At 49.8% G+C, this 18684-nt stretch carries 17 protein-coding genes; 3 read left to right on the top strand and 14 right to left on the bottom strand.

All coding sequences use genetic code 11. The features are described from left to right. Positions 1-47: 47 nt before the first annotated feature. From ACUN27_RS03380 to ACUN27_RS03340, 9 genes are all read right to left on the bottom strand, one after another. Positions 48-4826 carry a hypothetical protein gene (locus ACUN27_RS03380; protein WP_445558376.1) on the bottom strand — a complete coding sequence of 1593 codons (4779 nt, stop codon included), beginning with the start codon at positions 4824-4826 and terminating at the stop codon, positions 48-50. A 42-nt stretch (positions 4827-4868) separates the two neighbouring features. Further along, the gene (locus ACUN27_RS03375) at positions 4869-5312 is read right to left on the bottom strand and encodes a phage tail protein (protein ID WP_127458505.1); all 444 of its coding nucleotides are present in this window, start codon (positions 5310-5312) and stop codon (positions 4869-4871) included. 7 nt (positions 5313-5319) lie between these two features. Continuing rightward, positions 5320-5499, bottom strand: coding sequence for a DUF6760 family protein (locus ACUN27_RS03370; protein ID WP_315953119.1), 180 nt, complete (start codon positions 5497-5499; stop codon positions 5320-5322). 20 nt (positions 5500-5519) lie between these two features. Further along, on the bottom strand, positions 5520-5897 hold the full coding sequence (locus ACUN27_RS03365; RefSeq protein ID WP_127458507.1) for a phage tail assembly protein: 378 nt from the start codon (positions 5895-5897) through the stop codon (positions 5520-5522). A gap of 85 nt (positions 5898-5982) precedes the next feature. Next, on the bottom strand, positions 5983-6417 hold the full coding sequence (locus tag ACUN27_RS03360) for a phage tail protein (protein ID WP_127458508.1): 435 nt from the start codon (positions 6415-6417) through the stop codon (positions 5983-5985). A gap of 42 nt (positions 6418-6459) precedes the next feature. Next, a complete protein-coding gene (locus ACUN27_RS03355; protein ID WP_315952955.1) occupies positions 6460-8193 on the bottom strand; it encodes a phage tail sheath family protein in 1734 nt (577 codons plus the stop codon). A 125-nt stretch (positions 8194-8318) separates the two neighbouring features. After that, positions 8319-9122 (bottom strand): hypothetical protein, encoded by an 804-nt coding sequence (locus tag ACUN27_RS03350; protein ID WP_445558375.1) that lies wholly within the window; start codon positions 9120-9122, stop codon positions 8319-8321. A 12-nt stretch (positions 9123-9134) separates the two neighbouring features. Continuing rightward, positions 9135-9713: a DUF4255 domain-containing protein gene (locus ACUN27_RS03345; RefSeq protein ID WP_246069387.1), complete on the bottom strand. Its 579-nt coding sequence runs from the start codon at positions 9711-9713 to the stop codon at positions 9135-9137. Positions 9714-9831: 118 nt separating this feature from the next. Further along, positions 9832-12114, bottom strand: coding sequence for an ATP-binding protein (locus ACUN27_RS03340; RefSeq protein WP_445558374.1), 2283 nt, complete (start codon positions 12112-12114; stop codon positions 9832-9834). 51 nt (positions 12115-12165) lie between these two features. Between ACUN27_RS03340 and ACUN27_RS03335 the strand changes: the two genes are divergently transcribed. Together ACUN27_RS03335 and ACUN27_RS03330 are read left to right on the top strand one after the other, a co-directional pair. Continuing rightward, the gene (locus ACUN27_RS03335) at positions 12166-13269 is read left to right on the top strand and encodes a GGDEF domain-containing protein (RefSeq protein ID WP_445558373.1); all 1104 of its coding nucleotides are present in this window, start codon (positions 12166-12168) and stop codon (positions 13267-13269) included. 94 nt (positions 13270-13363) lie between these two features. Continuing rightward, the gene (locus ACUN27_RS03330) at positions 13364-14011 is read left to right on the top strand and encodes an SOS response-associated peptidase (RefSeq protein ID WP_315952951.1); all 648 of its coding nucleotides are present in this window, start codon (positions 13364-13366) and stop codon (positions 14009-14011) included. Between the two features lie 340 nt (positions 14012-14351). Here the strand turns inward: ACUN27_RS03330 and ACUN27_RS03325 are convergent, their stop codons facing one another. The 3 genes from ACUN27_RS03325 to ACUN27_RS03315 form a co-directional block, all read right to left on the bottom strand. Beyond that, positions 14352-14780, bottom strand: coding sequence for a DUF1284 domain-containing protein (locus tag ACUN27_RS03325; protein WP_445558372.1), 429 nt, complete (start codon positions 14778-14780; stop codon positions 14352-14354). Next, the gene (locus ACUN27_RS03320) at positions 14777-15349 is read right to left on the bottom strand and encodes an NUDIX hydrolase (RefSeq protein ID WP_315952949.1); all 573 of its coding nucleotides are present in this window, start codon (positions 15347-15349) and stop codon (positions 14777-14779) included. Before ACUN27_RS03320 ends, ACUN27_RS03325 begins: the two co-directional genes overlap by 4 nt. Before the next feature lie 252 nt (positions 15350-15601). Further along, positions 15602-17014, bottom strand: coding sequence for a hypothetical protein (locus ACUN27_RS03315; RefSeq protein ID WP_315952948.1), 1413 nt, complete (start codon positions 17012-17014; stop codon positions 15602-15604). A gap of 186 nt (positions 17015-17200) precedes the next feature. On the opposite strand from ACUN27_RS03315, the gene ACUN27_RS03310 reads away from it, so the two are divergent. Then, positions 17201-17416: a hypothetical protein gene (locus ACUN27_RS03310; RefSeq protein ID WP_157324031.1), complete on the top strand. Its 216-nt coding sequence runs from the start codon at positions 17201-17203 to the stop codon at positions 17414-17416. 37 nt (positions 17417-17453) lie between these two features. Here ACUN27_RS03310 and ACUN27_RS03305 read toward each other — a convergent pair whose 3' ends face one another. Both ACUN27_RS03305 and ACUN27_RS03300 read right to left on the bottom strand, forming a co-directional pair. Beyond that, positions 17454-18404 carry a polysaccharide deacetylase family protein gene (locus ACUN27_RS03305; protein WP_315952947.1) on the bottom strand — a complete coding sequence of 317 codons (951 nt, stop codon included), beginning with the start codon at positions 18402-18404 and terminating at the stop codon, positions 17454-17456. Then, positions 18401-18661, bottom strand: a complete 261-nt coding sequence (locus tag ACUN27_RS03300; RefSeq protein WP_315952946.1) for a YqkE family protein — start codon at positions 18659-18661, stop codon at positions 18401-18403. The genes ACUN27_RS03305 and ACUN27_RS03300 overlap by 4 nt, the downstream gene beginning before the upstream one ends. Positions 18662-18684 lie beyond the last annotated feature (23 nt).

Below are 18684 nucleotides of genomic sequence, written 5' to 3'. Positions count from 1 at the left end.
GTGTCAGTCCTTTCCTCTTCTTCTATGTAAACAGTTATGGTTAAAAGTTAAAGTCCACGCCGCTGCTGTTCGAACTTCATTCTTTTCTCGAGTTCGCGGAACACCTTATCCGCAATCTTCGTGACATCCAGCTGCGGGATCTGCTTTATGAGCTCCTGCAGCTGCTCGCTGCTCAGCTCCGGCGGCGCTTGTGGAACCGGCGCCGCCGGGATTTGGGCCTCATCTGCGCTCGCTTTGGTGCGCAGCCAGTCCATCTCCAGCGGGGCATCCGCCAACGCGCTGTTCGGTACAGGAGCCGCTGGAGCCTGCTTGTGCTCCAGCGTTGGCAGGTGCGAGGCCAGGTGCTCCTGCCTCGCAGATGCGATGCTGCCTAAGCTAGGCAGCAGGGTGCTTGGCGCGCCGCCCGCTTGCGGGGCGCCGGTGCTGGCGGCGGCTCTGCCTAGGGCAGCCGCCTGTGTGAAGCTGCCCGTCCCGTGGGCGGGCAGGAGGTGTACCGCTGCGGCAGGCGAAGCCGCAGCGTTTCCCGCAGGAGCAGCGATGCGCGCTCCTGCGCTGCTCGCCAGCAGCGGCATGACACGCGGTGTCATGCTGGCGGGCTGGCGAGCCATCGACGCGCGGGGCGTGCGCGCGTCTGCTCTTGCCGCTGCTCGCGAAGCGGCAGCGGGCTGCTCCGCCTGAGCGCGTGCTTCTTCCAGCGCGCTCATGGCCCTGATGGTTCGCTCTACGGAATCAGACAGGAAGCTGCCGGCTTCCGACTGATTGAGCGAACCAGATCTTGCGCGCAGCGCGCGTTCGCTTTCAGCGGCTATGGTTTGCCGCTGAATGTGCTCCACTTGCGCACCGCGCCTAACTCCCATGGCAGGCTGCTTCCGCGATTGAATTGCGCTCCCTGCCTGCAGTTGAAGCTTCGCACGTGCCTCTGCTTCCATTAGTCGATGCACTTCGGTTGATCTGCTTGCATCCACCAGATTTGAGCCTAACGTCTCTACTCGGCCTAGGCTAGTTGAAGCTCGCTCATCCGGTGAACCTTTGGTCGCTCTACCTACCATTGAAACTGAAGTTTCCAATTCTCTAGCGGCACTGGAGGGTCTTCTCCGAGCGATTCCAGGAGATGAGTCGCTTGCAGCTGTGGCTGCTGTTTCTATAAATTCTTTAACGTAGACTGTACGGCTAATGCTTTCAGGTTCCATTTTTCTATCCAGAGAAGACTGTCCCTCTCTTTGTCTCCAAATGGCTTGGACAGCCGATACCGGTGATTGCTGTACCAATACTGTATCTGCTTGCCTGTTCCGCAGTATCCCTATTGCCGCTGCTGCCGGTGCAAGACTTGGCCCCATGCTTTTCAAGCTGTTCTCCGTTATTTTGGAAGCAATCTCAGCTGCAAAATCTCCCGAAGACCGGCCGTTTTGAGTCCAATCATTCGATCCTATTTCACTTGAGTCCACTATTAACTGGCTACGTCCAGCTTGTTCATGGGGTAATGATGAATCGGTTGGCTGCTCAGCCGGTTTACGAAAAATCCTTTCAACCATCCGCCCAAAAGTATTTGATCCTCTTGCCTGATCTACTCTAGTACCTTCAGTGGACCGTTCAAAATTCTCATCGACTATGCGCCCATTTCGTCTCTTTCCATCATTTATTGCCGACATCTCGGTAAACATGGAACCTATTTTCGAGATACTGGATTCTGCGATTTTTGCAGATATCTCAGAAGCTAAGTTGACAGGCGATAAGGTGCTTTGCACAACATCAGCATCGCGCTCAGCCACTTGGTTTTCGACATGCTGTTCGAGATGGGCGCTGCTTCGTTCATTACTTGCTGGAGAGCGGAAAATGCGCTCTGCCTCCTGAAGTCGCGTACTTGCTTGCAGACTAGCACGGTAACCGTCAAGCGGACTTGCTGAACCCAATTTCACTACGCTGTTTTCAGCCTTTTTAGCTATATTTGCAGATATCTCAGAAGTTATGTTTGAAGGTTGGTATACACCTTGTCCTGAGGATACAATATCCCCCGCTTTAGGTCGACTTCCCCCGACTTGTTTCACCGAATCCATTGGCCTACCCATTTGGCTTGGTTGACTAATCAGCTGTCTGTTCTCAACATGAGTCATCTCATGCTTCCGCTGATTGCTCTCCCCCCGCAACATTCGCGGTTTGTGAGTCGTCATGGCGGTAAAATCAATTCTATCAGATCTATCTCTAATCAAAAGATTAGGGTTTGTATATGTACTTCCAACAATTGAATCATTAGAAGATTGCTGTCTTTGTTTATGGAGAAGCTGCTGCAGCACTTTTTCATTGCTTTGGATTTTCACAGCTGCTTCTGCACCATTTTCCATGGCGCTGGGCTTTCTATGAATAAGCTTGTGTCCAATCACATGATTAGCCACAGGCTGCTCGGGGTGCTCCATTATGGAACGCTGTCCCATTTTGCCCGCTGTGCGTACCATTTGGTGAACTGCGCTTACTTCGTCAGTGAGCTTCCCATTCCTGAAAATTGCTCCGACATTCCTTGACTCACTATTTCTCTGCCTAATCGTCGGATCATCATCTGCATGATTCAACACTTGTTTAGACCGCTGCCTGTTTCCTTGCTGAAGAGCTTCCGTTTGCACATCAATTTGCACTAAATTCCGAGCTTTCTCTTGCTCCTGCACGCTTTGTAACTCTTGTGTTTTATCTAACTCTTCGGCTCTCTGTTGCTCTTGAGCTTTTTCTTGCTCTTGTGCTTTCTGCTGCTCTTGTACTCTTTCTTGCTCTTGCACTCCCTGCTGCTCTCGTGCACTTTGTTGCTCTTGCACTCCCTGCTGCTCTTGCGTTCTCTCTTGCTCTTGTACTCTCTGCTGCTCTAGTGTTCTCTCTTGCTCTTGCAACCTCTGTTGCTCTAGCGTTCTCTCTTGCTCTTGCAACCTCTGTTGATCTCTCGCGCGCTCTTGCTCTTGCGCTAGTCGTTGATCTCGAACAGCACCTTGCTCTTGATCGCTTACGCTAACTTGCCAATTGGTTTCGGCCTGATTCTGCTGCTTCTGAGCTTCATCCCCGTGACTCATTTGCTCTTGCAAACTCTGCAATTGCTCCTGAAGCTGTGCGGCATGCTGATTATTTACACTCTGCTGGGCAAGCACTCTCTCATGTTCTTTAGCCTGATCTTGCTCTTGTTGTTGCAGCTGTTGTTGTTTTTCCTGTTCCTGCCGCTCTTGCTCCTGCACCCGCACTTTCTCGCGTTCAAGCACCTGCATGTCCAATCGTTCCTGCATGCGTGTTTGCTCTTGCGCTTGAACTTGTGCATCCATCCGTGCTTGCTCTTGTCCTTGTGGCTTTCGCCACACACGTTGTGAACTCGGCGCGCCTCCCCAAGCTTCAGCGCTTGCAGTTAAATTAGCTGTTGCGTGCATAGCAAAGGGAATGGTTGATGTTAAGCGAGACGCATTGATGGCAACAGGAACCTTTCTCGCTGTCAGGAAACCTTTGGATGTTGAAGCCTCTCTCACATCGCTTCCACGAGATGTCGGAATTGAATCTATTGAAGCCGCAGCTGCCGCCTCCTGTGAAGCATTCCTTACTAGCAAACTATTGATAAATTGTACGGTAGCTGGTGCTGTCCCTGTCGAAAAGGGGCCTTCACCAAGCTTTGGCAGTGATTTTGGAAACGATGCCTGTAAGCTTGTAGTTGCCACGTCTTCAAATGCCTGCTGATGCTGCATCTTACTGACCAACCGAGGCTGAACTACGCCATTTAAATATTGTTTGGCTATCTGCAAAACAGAAGGCTGACCGGAACTTGCAATTGTATTTGCATTTGTACTTGCATTTACACTTGCACTTCCATTTGCTCTCGAACTTACCCTTACACTCGGCACAGTAAAAGAAGCAGCACCTTGTTTTTCCAAAACTCCCACAGATGACTTGCCCTCTTGAAACTGTTCGAGTAAACGCGAGGTTTGTTGAATAGCCTCTACATGATTAGCCACGTTAATATGACTGGTCTTAGCTGCATTATTCAAACCAGTGCGAGTTGCAGACTGATCTCCTTTTTCATGGAAGACATTTCTATGAGAAAGGTGGATGTTTTTAAGCTGTATGTTGATATTTTGAGTTGTATGTTGATGTCTGCTTACCACTTGCGACTGCTGTTCCGGCATCGGACGCCGGTTGCTGCCAACCATCCCTATCGAAGCAGCAATCTGCCCAATCGAGCGGTTGATTAACGGTAAGCTTCCTTTATTAACGTGATTAATTAATTCAGGTTTGATCCTTTTCTCATGCGAAAATTCAGGGATCATTTGCGGATCATTTATATGGTTAACGGATGACTTCGTTTCGAGCTGCTTTTTGCTTTTGCGCCCTCTTTTCTTAACCGGCTTCTCAGTCGGCTGCTCATCTTGCAAATGAGCTGAAGTTGCATCCAATGGACTTGAAGATCTGTGCGATAACGCTTGGGCTGCCGGAACCTTATATCCGGCATTCGTCATAAGTTGCTCAATCTGACGAATGGTTTGTTGCTTCGTGATGAGCGGTGCCGATTCCGGATGCTGCAAGCTTTGCAAAAGCATTTCCAACTGGATAACCCATGCTCGATCACTCGGATCTGTTAATGCCGCTAATTGTTTGCGGGTGTGCTTCCCATTTTGTTTAAAAATAAGGGCTAGCAATCCTAAATAGTTGTTTCGCCAAAAACCATATTTGCCAACAATCCCTGTCGCAAATTGATTGGATTCCCTTGCTGTACGACCTGCGGAGCTGCTGTTCGCCGTCGAAGTCTGCCAAATAGCTTTCTTGGCCTTTTTCCTCTTCACCTGGGGTTTATTTGATTGTCGAGATTTCATAAACAATCCCCCTAAGCGTTGTGGCGTTAACTTGCGTCTTCTTTACTTTTTAAAAATCGTCTTCAAACCTTCATGTACCAGCTCGATAGACTCGATTGCTACACTTCCGCTGGTGGCGTTCAAATCCGGTCCGTTCCATTTCACGGGAAAGGCCCCAAAGAAATTCCAACGGCACATCTCCGTTCCCGCCTGATTATGCAGGATAATGGAGCCGTTTTTTCGTTTGATTTTGCCTTGAGTAACGCTATCGTACCAATCCCACAGTTCACTGGAATTGGTGATGCCTCTTTTGAGCACAATGTTCGGATACTTCGTATGTTCGATCATGTAGTGGGGGTGCGAATTGACGCCACCTTCCCATAACGGCTTTACCTCCGTCTCCGACTTCATGCCGGTCACTTCAGAGAAACCTCCAACGATCAGCCCGTCAAGCTCTACTACAAATCGAAATGCGCTGCCAACATTATGCGGTTTGGATATTTTCACTTGTTACTCACCTCTTACCGAACACATCAAACGGATTGTCAGGCTGCTTTTTACCCTCGTCATTCAAATTGCGGTTGATGCGGGAAATTTCCTCGCACCACGTTCGGCGCTCCTTGTGTTCCATTGACATGATTTCATCATGCGTCCAATGAAAATAGTAAGCAATAAAGCCCGCTTCCTCATAGATCTTGTCAATGGGATATCCGGTTATGCCCCCGCCATCTCGTCCAAAAAAGACACGTCCACATCGAACTCATGCTCACATTTCGGACAACTCGTGTGCACTCTCGGCACTTCCATTTCATTAATTTGACGATAAAAATTTTGCAAAAATGCGAGATCCGCCGTAAAAAATTTCTCAACGACTCTTGTATCAATAGCACGCAGATCGCCAAGGTTCGTAATGACACGCGTTAACAAGATAATAGTCAGATAACCGGGGTTTTGCTGAACGCGTTGATCACGCATAGGCAGGATTTCATCTGCAGCTGTCGCTAAGCGCATAACGCCTCTTTTGTGCAGGTTACCATTCTCATCGACATATCCTCTAGGCAGTTCGAATTCGTATTCTGTTTTGAAAGCCATGATGGTTTCCTCCTTATGCTTTAAGCTGAAAAAAAGAAGAGATAGGAACCGGAGACTGCTGCTCCGGCGCCTACTCTAACAATCGTTACTTCGTACGTGTCATACCTTCATGAGCAAGCTCTAAGCTCTCAATGGCAACTTCATTGCCTGTACCTTTGAAGCTTGGTGCTGAGTACTTAGACGGCCATGCTTCAATAACCTGCCAAGTGGCTACGTCGCCGCCTTCTTCGTTGATCGCGATGATCGTAACCGTTTTACGGGAAACTTTCCCTTGAATGGACTCGGACATCCAGTTGTACATATCCATGGAGTCCGTAACTCCCCACTTCAGTGAGATGTTACCGTATTTTGCAAGCCCCGGAAGCTTCCGAGGTGTAATCGTTTCATTGCCTTCACGGTATTCAATTACCGAAAGGGAAGCGTCAAATCCGGAGATTTCACTGAATCCAGCTTGCTGAATTCCTTCTACTTCAATTCTAAATCTAAAATTGCGGTATGGATCCCTACGTTCGCCAGCCATGTTATACCCCTTTCCTAATGTAAGAAATATCTAACGTTTCAACTATTCTTCTCTTGTTTTCTGAGTAATACGGAAGATCACGAACTCGGCAGGTTTCACCGGTGCTACCCCGATCACACAAATGAGTCGGCCATTGTCAATGTCATCCTGTGTCATTGTGCTGCGGCCAATGTTAATGTAGAACGCCTCGGACGGACTTCCGCCCATTAAAGCGCCGTCTCTCCAAACACGCGTTAAGAACGCATCGATGGTACGTTGTACGCGAGCCCAAAGCTGTTCATCATTCGGTTCGAAAACGACCCAGTTCGTGCCATTCTTGATGGACTCTTCAATAAAGATGAACAAACGTCTAACGTTAACATATTTCCACAATCCGTTAGAGGACGTTGTACGAGCACCCCATACGCGAATTCCTTGTCCGGCAAAAGCACGAATCAAGTTAACGCCTTGCGGGTTCAAAATATCTTGCTCGCCTTTGTTATATTGGCAGTCCAGACCAACGGCACCGCGAACGACTTCGTTAGCAGGCGCTTTTTGTACGCCACGCGTTTGGTCGGAACGGGAGTAAATACCGATAACAGACCCTGATGGCGGGATGGAAATATTTCTTTTATCTAATGGATCGAACACTTGAAGCCATGGATTGTACATCGCTGCGTAAGAACTATCAAAAATGTTGCGGTGCGTCATAACGTCGGCAACTTTGGTTTTCTCGCGCGGAATGTCAAGAACAGCGAAACGGCTGCCTAGGTTTTCACAGTGAGCAACCAGAGAAAGCTGAACGGTAGGCTCCGTTACACCAGGAATAGCCATGATGCTGACAACATCGTTGTCGATAAAAGACTGGATTCCTGTACGTTTACCAGGTCCACGGTCTACACCCATGAAGATATCAGGCGTTACTTGTGCGATGGAACCGTTGCTTCCGCCTGACAGGGCGATTTGGAATTTCCCAACGGATTCATCCTCGCCGGAAAGCACCTCGAAAGGAGCGACAGCGCCAAGATCTTTACCCTCCGTCAAATCCTTCACCGTAATGATGTTGGAACGGGAAACGATTTTCTCAATATGATTAGCTGCTGAGATGTTCAAGGATACTTTCTCGTAAGTCTCAGCTTCATCGCCGTAGAATACATGCAAAGTAAATTCGCAAGTCGTCAAAACTTTAGCAGGAAGCAGACCAGCGTCTACAACATCGCCTTCCAGTTCTACAGCAAGCTCAATGATGTTATCTTGGGATGCGATGACTTTACTGTATTGCTTTTTGCCAGCCGCTTCGAAAGCAACAACGTCGCCTACGTTAAAGCCAGCGTTATTTTTCACACGGTATTGCGTTTCGCTGAGCACTTCGTAGATTTGTGTTTTGGCTTTGCTCGATGGCACAACAACGATACGAACTTGGTTGCCCCATGTTCCAGGGTTTTTGGAAGCAATTTGGAGAACAGCGGATTCTTTGTTGCTTTCCGCTTTGTTCGTTGCTACTTTGGCATCGGTTGGCGCTACACGCATAACGTAACAGCGGGAACCTCCGTTTAAGTAGAAATGCTCAACAGCGTAAGAAAGGAAGCGATACTCGCCGAATTCGTTCTCGGACAAGTAGCTGCCGAATAAACGATGAAAATCAGCTACGCTCGTTACCAATTGAGGGACACCTTCAATTTCCCCTCTTTGCGCAAGCCCTATAAACCCGGCCGTACTTGTGCTTGCACCTTCAAGCGGTTGTGCACCGCTGTCAAACTCTTCCACATAGACTCCAGGTGATAAATAGTCAGCCATTGTTCCCCAGTTCCGTCAATATGGCATTCATATCAATTGCGCAGCCATAGACGTGAAACCAGTTCTCTCCTTTCTGCTTGTCATTTTTGTATAGAAGATGGACGTGTCCATTCTACTAATTAGGGTTAGGTCAGACGAATAACGCCAAGATTGGCGGTCGTTCCTTCCGTTACAAGAACTTCCTTCGTCAAATGCTTGTTAGAACCATATGTAATGACCAATGCTGTCTGAAAAGCCGAAACTCGATTGCCACGAAAAGCAATCACAGCCTCTCCGCGTTCTGTAACTCGTGTTTCTTGGACAGGCAGCAAAAGGGAGCCTCTAGCAAACGCTTTAGTCAGCTTTTTCTTCAACCGAAAGCGTTTCTGATGCTCGACAACTTCCGCAATCTGGATGATCTCCTCTGCGGCTTTAGCACCTCGTCCTCGAAGTATGTATGTATCACCTGCAGAAATAACACCTGTAAACGCCCCTAGTGTTATCTCTTCCGCTCCCTTATCCAGTTGTTCTGCCATAACGCGAGCCCTTGCGCACTCTTCGGTTAGAATCGTGGCCTGCAAACTGGCATTACGCTCTGGAGCTCCATCCGCATCCTGAAGCATGGCACGGATGAGTCCAGCCCCTTGGGAAAACGGATAGGAAGGCAGCGGTTTTAACTGAACAACCTCTATTAAATTGTCGGTTCCTATAGTAATTAGAGTCTGTTCTTGAAAATAGTGCTCGCTGCTTACCACAAGACGGTATTCACCGGACGGTAAATCATTAAATATATAGGAACCATTCGATTTACTAATTGCTTTCGAACGGGTGCCTTCTAGAAATACGGTGGTCGTGTTGTTGCCAAGAGGAGTTTGTGAGGTCATGCCATCGATTACGCAGACTACTAAGGATACACGGGTTTTCAATCGTGATACGCGAATATGTTCCACAACCATTGCCCCCTAGCCTTGTATGCGAAAATCGGTTTCCGAAACTCTTTTGGTGGTCTTGATGCGGGTTGAATCAATATTGACAGGTCCCACTGTATAGCTGACAGAAAGCCTGTACGGGGTGTCTGCGAAGTTCCACATATTCAGGATGCTTTCGCCTTTGTGCGGCTCCATCACGATGCGAACTTCTTCGTCTTTCTCAGCAAGCGTTCCTACGGTCATTGAACCTCTAAGAATAGAATGATCATAGAGCACTTGCATGGCTCGTCCCAAAATCCGATGCTCATCGAGCGCTCTGGATTGAAGTTCAGCCGGTGAATGCACCGTCAGCAAGTAGCTGAGATCCACCACCATAGGAGGATATTGAATCTGTGTCGTCCCACGGGCAATCATGTGGGTCTGCCGGTTATCCCCGCTCTCGCGAACGTTGTACAAATAAAGAGATAAGTAGAAATCCCCTTTATCGACAGGCGAAGCAAGCCCGATCATTTCCGGTTGCGGAATGGGATCCGGTGTCATGTTTTCTCTAAGCAGCTTCACTAAAGATGCGCTTACATCGGCAATGACTGAATAATCACCAATAGGAATCACTCCCTGCCTCAAAATACCTATGAAATGTGTTGAAATGGTAGGGAATATGTCACATCGTGTACCTTTTTCTATTATAATTGCAAATCGCTAGACTGACTATAGAAAGTTATATTAATTTCTAATAATCTTCCCATTCCTGTTTGGCCAAAATTTTACCCGACTTCTGAAGCTCATGGCGAATGGATTTAATAATATGCTGCATCCGAATCGGTTCGCCCGCTTCTGCGGCAAGAAAGGCGGACGAGAGGACGACATTCTTAATGTTTCCTCCGGCAATTTCATACCGTTGCGCTAAATATCGGAAATCGACATCATCGCTAAGAGGCGCCGCCGGTGGGAACATGGATTGCCAAATTTTCTCGCGATACTCGCTATCGGGAAATGGAAATTTAATCACGTAGTTGAACCGGCGCAGGAACGCTTCATCAATATTATTTAATAGATTCGTAGCGAGGACCGTGATGCCTTGATACTCTTCCATCTTCTGCAACAGGTAGGCCGTTTCAATGTTGGCATATTTATCATGCGAATCTTTCACTTCCGACCGTTTGCCGAAGAGGGCATCGGTTTCATCGAAGAACAGCACGGCATTGCTAAGCTGCGCCTCTTCAAAAATCTCATGCAGATTTTTCTCCGTCTCGCCGATATATTTGCTAATCACTTGCGACAGATCGACTTTGTAAAGCTCAAGCTGCAAGTCGCCGGCCACCACTTGCGCAGACATCGTTTTCCCTGTGCCCGGCGGCCCGGCGAACAGCATGCTGAGCCCCTTGCCGTAGGCCAGCTTCTTCTCGAATCCCCAGTCGTTGTACACGACGCCACGGTATTTGACTTGATTGCACGCATTGCGAAGCTGATCCTTCTGCTCAGGGGCGAGAATGATATCCGCCCACTGATAGCGAGGCTCAATGCGTGTCGCCTTGCGCTCCAGCTTGTGCTGCACCTGCTGGTAGCACGCTTTATAGAGCGCATCGGTGCGCAGCGCCGCCGGGTTGGCTTCCGCCTGGGGCTCACGCTGCCAGGCGGAGTATCCACGCGCAAGCGTCAGCGCGCGATGAATTTGCCCCGGGGTGAAGCGGAATTTTCCGCTCATCACCCGGGCATCCAGCCCCGCGCTCACTCCGAGCTCGCGCGCGAATACCGTCCAAAGGCGCTCGCGCCCGCCTTCGTCCGGCACTTGCAGTTCATGCTCAAGGAGCAGTCTCTCCTTGGGCTTCCAGTTTAGCCGGCTGTATTTGCCGGCTAACAAAAAGATCATGCCGCCGTAGCCGTCGAGCAGCTCGTGAAACCGCCCGAGCCGCTGCTGCGCCGCAAGATCCGGCTCTTCGGGGTAAAGCTCTTCCAGCCGTGTGAAGCACAGCACGGCTTGGTGCAGGATCGCCTCGCGCACGATGGCGCTCACCTGCTCCTCAAAGCTTGCTGCGTGCAGCAGCACATCCGCAAGATTAGCGATCAGCAGCGGCTTGTTGAAATGGCTGCTGAAGTGCTTGACCTGCAGCTTCTTGCCTGCGCCCGCATTCCCCCAGAGGTGGAATGCGAGCCTTTTGCGCTCAGCTGCCGGCAGTTGCTGCTCCTCGCGAATGAAGCCCTGCAGTCGCTGCTGAAAATCCTCTTGAACGAGCAAGGGGGCCAGCTCGTCGTCCGGATACACCATCTCGACCGCCGGTTTTAGCTTCGGGTCGACCTCCCCGGAATCGAGCAGGAAGGCTATAATTCGTTTGTCCAGCAGCAGCGGCTTAGAGAGCAGCGACTGGCCTCTGATTTCCTGCTCCTCGCGCTGCAGCATGTACCGCGCCAACTTTCCTTCAGGAGCCATGAAAGTTGTTCGCGCAGCCCGCATGTCCTCCGGACTGCTGCATGCAACTTGCAGCGCCAAAGAGATATTAGGCGTCTTACTGGTCAGATCGTCCTGCAAGAAACCGAAGATACGTTCATATTTACGGTCTAATTCCACCGCAAGCCCTAACATGACGAAGCGCTCCTCCATTGCGGAAAGCCCGAACACGGAGGCTGCATACGACAATGGCAGAAATACGCCTGTATTCCGGCTTTCTTCAAGCCTTCCGGCTATGTAAGCTTCCATCTCATGAATGTCCTCCAAGAGAACCTGTTCCTCCTCCAGGAGGTCCTCGTCTGTCTCCTGTTCGCCAATCAGACGAATGAATTCATCTTCGGACACAAACATCCCGCGAAACGAATCCGTCTGCGGATCGGGGGTAAGCTTCTGCCGACGTTTATAGAGAAGCTCCAGCTTTTTATCCAGCAAAACGAGCTCGTCTTTATAATGTTCCCATGCGTGTATATAACCTTGAGCTGCCATAGCCCTCCTGGTGTTTCTATTAATAATTTTCATCGCTTGCCTAATCGGGTGGTTATTCTTTACAATGGTCTCACAAGGCACAAAAAATATTTCCACTATTTGCTAGCATGAAAGGAAAGTGGCCTTTTTCTGATGGAACAACTTCCGGAAAACGATCATATTTGGAACCGAAAACTCATCCATCTTCTATGGTGGATCTTGCTCATCTATGAAGTAGCAGCTATGATCGGTTTTCTCTTTGATATCTATGGACAGCCTACCCAGTGGCTTCATAGCTTCCTGCAATTTCAAGTCATTCCGACTGGCTTGCAGCTTGCCCTCATGGGCGCCGGTTATCTGGCCATTCATTTCCTCAAAAGATACAGTGATTTTATCATGATTATATGGACCATGACCATGGTTTGTATCTATATTATGTGTATCCCTGAGCTGATGAGCTCTTACGAATTAATTAGCATTCCGATTATTTTATCCTCTGTTTATTTTCAAAAGAAGTATATTATTTTCGCTTATAGTTTAGGTCTTGCAAGTTTAACCGCCTTAGTACCTAGTCAGGTGTACAAAGGTTATCTCATTACGCCTTCTGAACTTATCGTTACACTCACCGTTCTATCCGCTACAGCACTTGTCTGCTTCGCCATTATGAGGAAAGGCCGCACGCTGCATGCACAACTTGGAGCCTCCACTCTGCGTGAGCAGGATCTGCTCATTCGCAACGTCATGATTGACCGGCTTTCCAAGGTAGATGCGCTAACGGAGTTGTTCAACCACCGCTCCTTTCAAGAGCACACGGACCATCTCATTTCGCATATGCCCTATGATACGCCGTTGGAGCTTGCCCTGATGGATATCGATAATTTCAAAAAAATCAATGACACTTACGGACACTGGGTCGGGGACGTTGTACTCAAAACGATTGGCGGGTTGCTCAAAGATATGCTGGGGCCAGACGATATGTCGTTCAGGTACGGTGGCGAGGAATTTGCCGTGCTGTTTGTAGGCAAGACCCACGAGGAAGTACTGGCAGTATGCGAATCCTTCATGCAGATCATCCGTGAAACCGAAATCCCGGAGATGCCAGGGCGGCCGTTGACGATGAGCATAGGACTCGCGCCTTATAACCGCAACACAATGAAGAAAGCCTGGTTTCAACAGGTGGATGAGTGTTTATATATCGCTAAGAGAAATGGAAAAAATTGCATTCATACCTATTTATCCGATCCATACACGGGGTAACTGAGGGCGTAAAGCTCTCAGTTTTTTTATATTCGCATACATGATTTTGGTGAAATAGGAAAATAATAACCAAAATCAAATGAGGTGAATAATGATGTGTCATTCCGTATCTATTCTTGCTGACGTCAATGATGTCATGAAACAATTTCGTATCGACCGCCTGCTGTCCTATACCGCTAATCGGTATGAGGTCGTGCCGACGGAGTCGGTTTCCGCTGTCATGATCAATCGAAAGGGCGAGCGTCTTCTGGATGAATTCCGTTGGGGGCTTATGCCATTTTGGGCCAAAGATGCTGTTTGCGGGGAGCGTGATTCAATCTTTACGAACACAGCCTTCGAGCGCATTATCAAAAAACAGCGTTGCATCCTTCCCTGCAGCGGGTTCTATATCCGTGTAACGGAGGGCAAAGAGACCCAATGGGTGAAATTCAAAATGCGCAGCGGCACTTTCGGCATCGCGGGCTTATACGATGTATGGCGGGCGCCGAGCGGCGAGGAGGAGCTTCGCACCTGCATGATGCTGATGACAGAAGCGAACCCGTTGGTCTCCCCTTACCATGGCAGCATGCCTGCCATTCTTGATCAAGAGCAGGCCGATAAATGGTTGGATCCCGACATGAAGGACAGTCGTTTGCTCCGCTCTTTCCTTCGCCCCGTTGATGATCTGCTTATGGTGGCGAATGTGTTGTCTTCTCCGGCAGAGAAGCTGGAGACGGGCTCGGACATCAGCGTATTGGCCTAAAAGAAAAAGCGATACAAGAATGATTCTTGTATCGCTTTTTTGTGTGTTATGGCTGCTGGAGCTGTGTGGCATAGTGGGGGGAACTAAGGGACGCTATTTCAGCGAAACTTGCTGCTTTTAGAGCTGGAGGGGAACTACAGGGCTTTATTTGCCCGCAAAGCTTGAATTTGGCCTGAAATCTGCAAAATAACGGACCGTAGTTCCCATTGCCATGCCAAATGAGCGCTTTTGGGAAAAATAGAGGACTGTAGCTCCTCTAACTCTCGTTGGCGGTGGCGGTATCGGTTGCTATTTCGGTTGCTAGTTGCGATTCGGTGCCGAAATAGGAACCTGCCACTTATTACCTAGAAACTGGCGGCAGCTCGCCACCCTCCCCAATCAAACGCACGCCTTCGGCACATACGCCATAAGGCTCCCAACGGCATGTGGCGCACAGGTGGCCAATGTCCTCCGGCATCACATAACCCGCTACTTTTGAGCAAATCTCCGACCAACTTAGCTCCATCTCCACTTGCAAGCCAAGCTTGGCTACGATTTCTGCATCGCGATCATAGACCGTTCTGTTCTCGCAATGCGGCACCTCATTCGTCGGATAGGCTGCGCATAGATCATCGGGACCAAGGACGACACGAATGATCGTCTCCGGCTGTTCTCGCAGAGTTTCGTATACATGCGTCATATTTTCACAGAAATCCTTGGAATATCCCATTCCCCGGTACCCTAACAAACAAAGCAGATGATGCCCCCGGAGACCGATCGGCTTCGTCATACTTGGACCTTGGGGATGCGGTACAAACCGTACCCGTCCATTTTTACAATAGGCTCTTTATCTTCAACGAGACCAACGGTCGTAGAATGCAGCGCAACATCGATCAACCAGCGCGTGAAATCCGCTACCGGCATCGATTCCATCTCCTGAAGGCTGTAAAAGCCTGCCGCATCCACCTCTACCCCATCAGGCACAGGCTCTCCGCTGACATAATCCAATTCAAAAGCTATGTACACATTATGAATGTTTCTAGGCAAATCCCGCACAGCGACCAGTCGAGTGACCTTGGCTGTAATGCCGCACTCCTCCATCACTTCCCGCTCAATGGTATCTTGGATCAGCTCATGCTGCTCAATATAGCCGCCGGGATTCGTCCATCTCCCCTTGCCGGGCTCTTGCGCTCTGCGTACAAGCAATATTTTCTCATCCTTGGTAACGAGTGCACCTACACCAATACTGTAGTTGCCCCAGTGTACAAAGCTGCACGCCGTACAAGCTCTTCTAATCGTACCATCCACATCGCGCGTCTCCATTGGAGCTCCACATGTCATACAAAACTTTGCTTCCATTCGTCTCATCTCCAAATTCATGTAGTCATCTGTATGTAAGCTTACTGCTTCCGATGAGGGATAGGCAAATCCGATCCCGTTCGTTCTGCGTTCATTGTAACCGCTTTAGGAGATACTATCTGCGCTAGTCTTGTGATATCTCCCAATTGGGCTAATTCAGCAGTGTCAAAAGGCAGAAAAAGAGCCCCCAACTGGACAATGTCATTAAGCTGCTCTTAAAGACATTTCCCAAATGGAGGCCCTTGCTGCAATCTACACCAAAAACATAGCGACAACTGTCGTTACAGCGAGGCCGATCAGCACAGGCAGGAGGTTCCGTCGCGCCAGCTCGAACGGACTAACCCCACAGATGGCCGCTGCCGGAATAAGCGCCCAAGGAATCAACGTACCGCCGCCGACCCAGATGGCGGCTACTTGCCCGAGCGCGGTCAGCACCGCCGCACCGGAACCGATGGCGGTTGCGAAGAGCTGCGCAATCGAGCCCGCGAGGGAGATGCCGGAGAAGCCGGAACCGTCGAGGCCGGTAATCGCGCCCACGACAGTGAGCGTCACGGCGCCGACCGCGCCGTTCAACGGAACGACACCTGCGAGCGCGACGCCGAGGTCGTTCACAATGCCGTGCGAGCCTGCCGGCAGTATTTTACCGAACAGCTCCGTGAAAGCAGCGTCGCCGAGATAAAAGAACGCGGCGATTGGAATCACGGGACCGAAGACTTTGAACCCGAAGACGAAGCCTTCGATGAGGTAGGAAGTCGTTTGCTCCAGCCCTTTGCTGCGATGAGCCAGCAGCGTAACGCCGATGAGAATGAACACGGCGGTTCCACCGACAAGCGCGGTCGCGTCCCCACCTTGCAGATTAAGGACGAACATCGCAATCACATCTAAAGCGAAGAGTACAGGGATGATAACCGCGAGTGTTTTTCTCATTTTTGAAGACATACTGGACTTGGCATCTTGCTCGGAGGAGAGCAGCGAATCCTTGTCCCCGTTACCGCTCGTCACAAGACCGTCGCGCCATGTCCCATTTTTGATATCCCGCCGCATCATCCAGAACGCAGTTACCGTTGTCACAAGCCCCATGACAATAACAAGCGGCACACTTGCCTCCATCACCGCGGTTACCGGCAACCCGGCGGCATCCGCTGTTAATTTGGGCGCCCCTTGAATAATGTAGTCCCCTGACAGCGCGATCCCGTGTCCGAACAAGTTCATCGCCATAGCTGCACCTAATGCAGGTAAACCCACACGTACCGCCACAGGCAGCAATACCGCCCCTATGAGTGCAACACCTGGAGACGGCCAGAAGAACCAGGAAGTTACCATCATGATAATCCCGATGCCCCAGAAAGCAAGCGCCGGCGTCCTTAGAAAATGAGTTAATGGAGCAACCATCGTTTCATTGATGCCCGTGCGAATCAGCACACGGCTCATCGCTACGATGATCGAGATAATCATAATCGTTCCCATCAACTCTTTGGTTGCATAAATAAAGCTGTTGAACACCCCGGATACTGAACCGCTTAGGGTTTCCGTTGCCAGCAAGCCCAGCGCAAAAATCCCAACCACACAAATCATCGTGGTGTCTCTGCGTTTAATTAAAAACGTAAGAATAAAACCAATAAATACTAGATATACCCAATGAATCGGTAGTAATTGAATGTCCATCGGGATCACGCATCCTCTCTGCCTATGCAGCATTTGGGAGTCCATTTCGTCAATGACAAGGAATAGACTCTTTGGTGCTACATTCTATGCCGGGCGAAGAGTAGGCGTTCGTGGAGAACGGGAGATTGTTGGCGCGTTGTGGTACAATTGAAGAACTATTTTATACATGCAAGGAGAATGCTGAGTATGGCCGGTAACCAACGATTAGTGACGGATTCCGATTTTCAGGAAGCTGTGGAAAAAGGCGTTTTTGTCCGTGTTTTCAAAGACGATCATATTGTCGATTCGAATGCGATCGTCCTTCGTTTCAGCGAAACAACCGTGGTTTTGCAATCGCGTGTTGCTGATTTAGCTTACTATGATCGGAATGAGTGCGAGTTTTTTGAGATGAAAAAAAGGTGATGAACAGCGCAGATTAACGATAGGAAGTCCATCTATTTCACTCTACGGGATAGGCTGACAGATGAACAAATCGAAAGCCCGCCTTCTGCATAACAGGTATCGCCTTCATGACACCTTCAGCCGTGTCTTTCTCCGGATGGTTCATATGCGCCAAAATGATGGAACCGCTCCGGGCCTTAGTAAGCGCATGGTAGACCTGCTCCGTGTTAAATGTAGCTCCAGCGTCGCCAAGTACGTTATAGCCCGCCAACTGAAAACCCAGGTCGTGGGCAATGTCAACGGCGATATCGTCGTAGAAGGCCGTGCCTGAGCGGAAAAATAGCGGCCGCCTACCCGTCCGCTTCTCGATTTCATCGGCGTTCTCCGTTACTTCGCGAATCACATTGCTTACATCTTTGGTTCCTGCGATGCCATATGCGGCTCTGCCATTCACAGAGAGCGGCCGATGCTCGGTCCCATGGTTTTCGATTTCAAACAGCGGGTTCGCCGCCAGCTTGGCAAAAATGTCCGGATTCGCGGCAAGCCATCTCGCATTAACAAACAAGGTCGCCGGAATTTGCTCCTTGATCAAATAATCGATTAACTTCTCATCGTAACCGCTGCCTTCTTTGCCGCCGCAAGCGTCAAAGGTCAGGGCGATCACCTTATCCTGCGTCACCAGATGTGTCCGCACGCCGGGGATGTTCTCGCCCCATTTTGCCGGAACTGCCTTATGATAGCGTTCCACTAAGGTCTGGGCAAGCGAAGGCAACTTTGCAGGTAAGAGTGGTGCGTCAGTTGGCGCTGATATGTCTGTCGGTATTACTTTCGAAGTGGGCACCGGAGTGACGGCGCCTTGCACAACCGGCGCTGCAGATACAACAGAATCCGGCCTTCCCGACACAGCCGGTTCGTCCGCAAGCTTCATCGGCCCTCTCTCCACCCCACAACCTGTAAGCGCTATCAACGCACCCGAAAGAAAAAGGAAGCACACCAAGCGCTTCCTCATTTGTGTTTTCTCCAATCCAGCTTGCTCTTCTCGAGCAAGTGGCCGAAATCATTCTCCAGCCGTTTCTCCTCCGCCTTGCGCGCAGCCTCTGCTTCAGCTCTGGCAGCCTCTTTGCGAGCCTGCTCCTCAGCTTTCATCGCATCAGCCTGAGCCTTCAGCCCCGCTACGATATCAGGGCGCAGCAAATCTTTGAGTGTCGCAGGTTTATCTTGCGCGCTAGGTTCAGCGGTAGTGTTTGACCATTTCTTTTTTGCCATAAAAGGTTCACCTCTGTTCCATT

The organism is Paenibacillus sp. WC2504, from assembly GCF_052682475.1.
Note: the sequence above shows the minus strand (reverse complement) of the source record. Positions and strands in the feature narration are given on the sequence as shown.

Excerpts from the sequence above, each read along its gene's own strand:
- ACUN27_RS03335 (WP_445558373.1), top strand. The coding sequence starts at position 12,166 with ATGGAACAACTTCCGGAAAACGATCATATTTGGAACCGAAAACTCATC.
- ACUN27_RS03315 (WP_315952948.1), bottom strand. The coding sequence starts at position 17,014 with ATGGACATTCAATTACTACCGATTCATTGGGTATATCTAGTATTTATT.
- ACUN27_RS03380 (WP_445558376.1), bottom strand. The coding sequence starts at position 4,826 with ATGAAATCTCGACAATCAAATAAACCCCAGGTGAAGAGGAAAAAGGCC.
- ACUN27_RS03360 (WP_127458508.1), bottom strand. The coding sequence starts at position 6,417 with ATGGCTGGCGAACGTAGGGATCCATACCGCAATTTTAGATTTAGAATT.
- ACUN27_RS03310 (WP_157324031.1), top strand. The coding sequence starts at position 17,201 with ATGGCCGGTAACCAACGATTAGTGACGGATTCCGATTTTCAGGAAGCT.
- ACUN27_RS03320 (WP_315952949.1), bottom strand. The coding sequence starts at position 15,349 with ATGGAAGCAAAGTTTTGTATGACATGTGGAGCTCCAATGGAGACGCGC.
- ACUN27_RS03325 (WP_445558372.1), bottom strand. The coding sequence starts at position 14,780 with ATGACGAAGCCGATCGGTCTCCGGGGGCATCATCTGCTTTGTTTGTTA.
- ACUN27_RS03330 (WP_315952951.1), top strand. The coding sequence starts at position 13,364 with ATGTGTCATTCCGTATCTATTCTTGCTGACGTCAATGATGTCATGAAA.
- ACUN27_RS03300 (WP_315952946.1), bottom strand. The coding sequence starts at position 18,661 with ATGGCAAAAAAGAAATGGTCAAACACTACCGCTGAACCTAGCGCGCAA.
- ACUN27_RS03365 (WP_127458507.1), bottom strand. The coding sequence starts at position 5,897 with ATGGCTTTCAAAACAGAATACGAATTCGAACTGCCTAGAGGATATGTC.
- ACUN27_RS03355 (WP_315952955.1), bottom strand. The coding sequence starts at position 8,193 with ATGGCTGACTATTTATCACCTGGAGTCTATGTGGAAGAGTTTGACAGC.
- ACUN27_RS03305 (WP_315952947.1), bottom strand. The coding sequence starts at position 18,404 with ATGAGGAAGCGCTTGGTGTGCTTCCTTTTTCTTTCGGGTGCGTTGATA.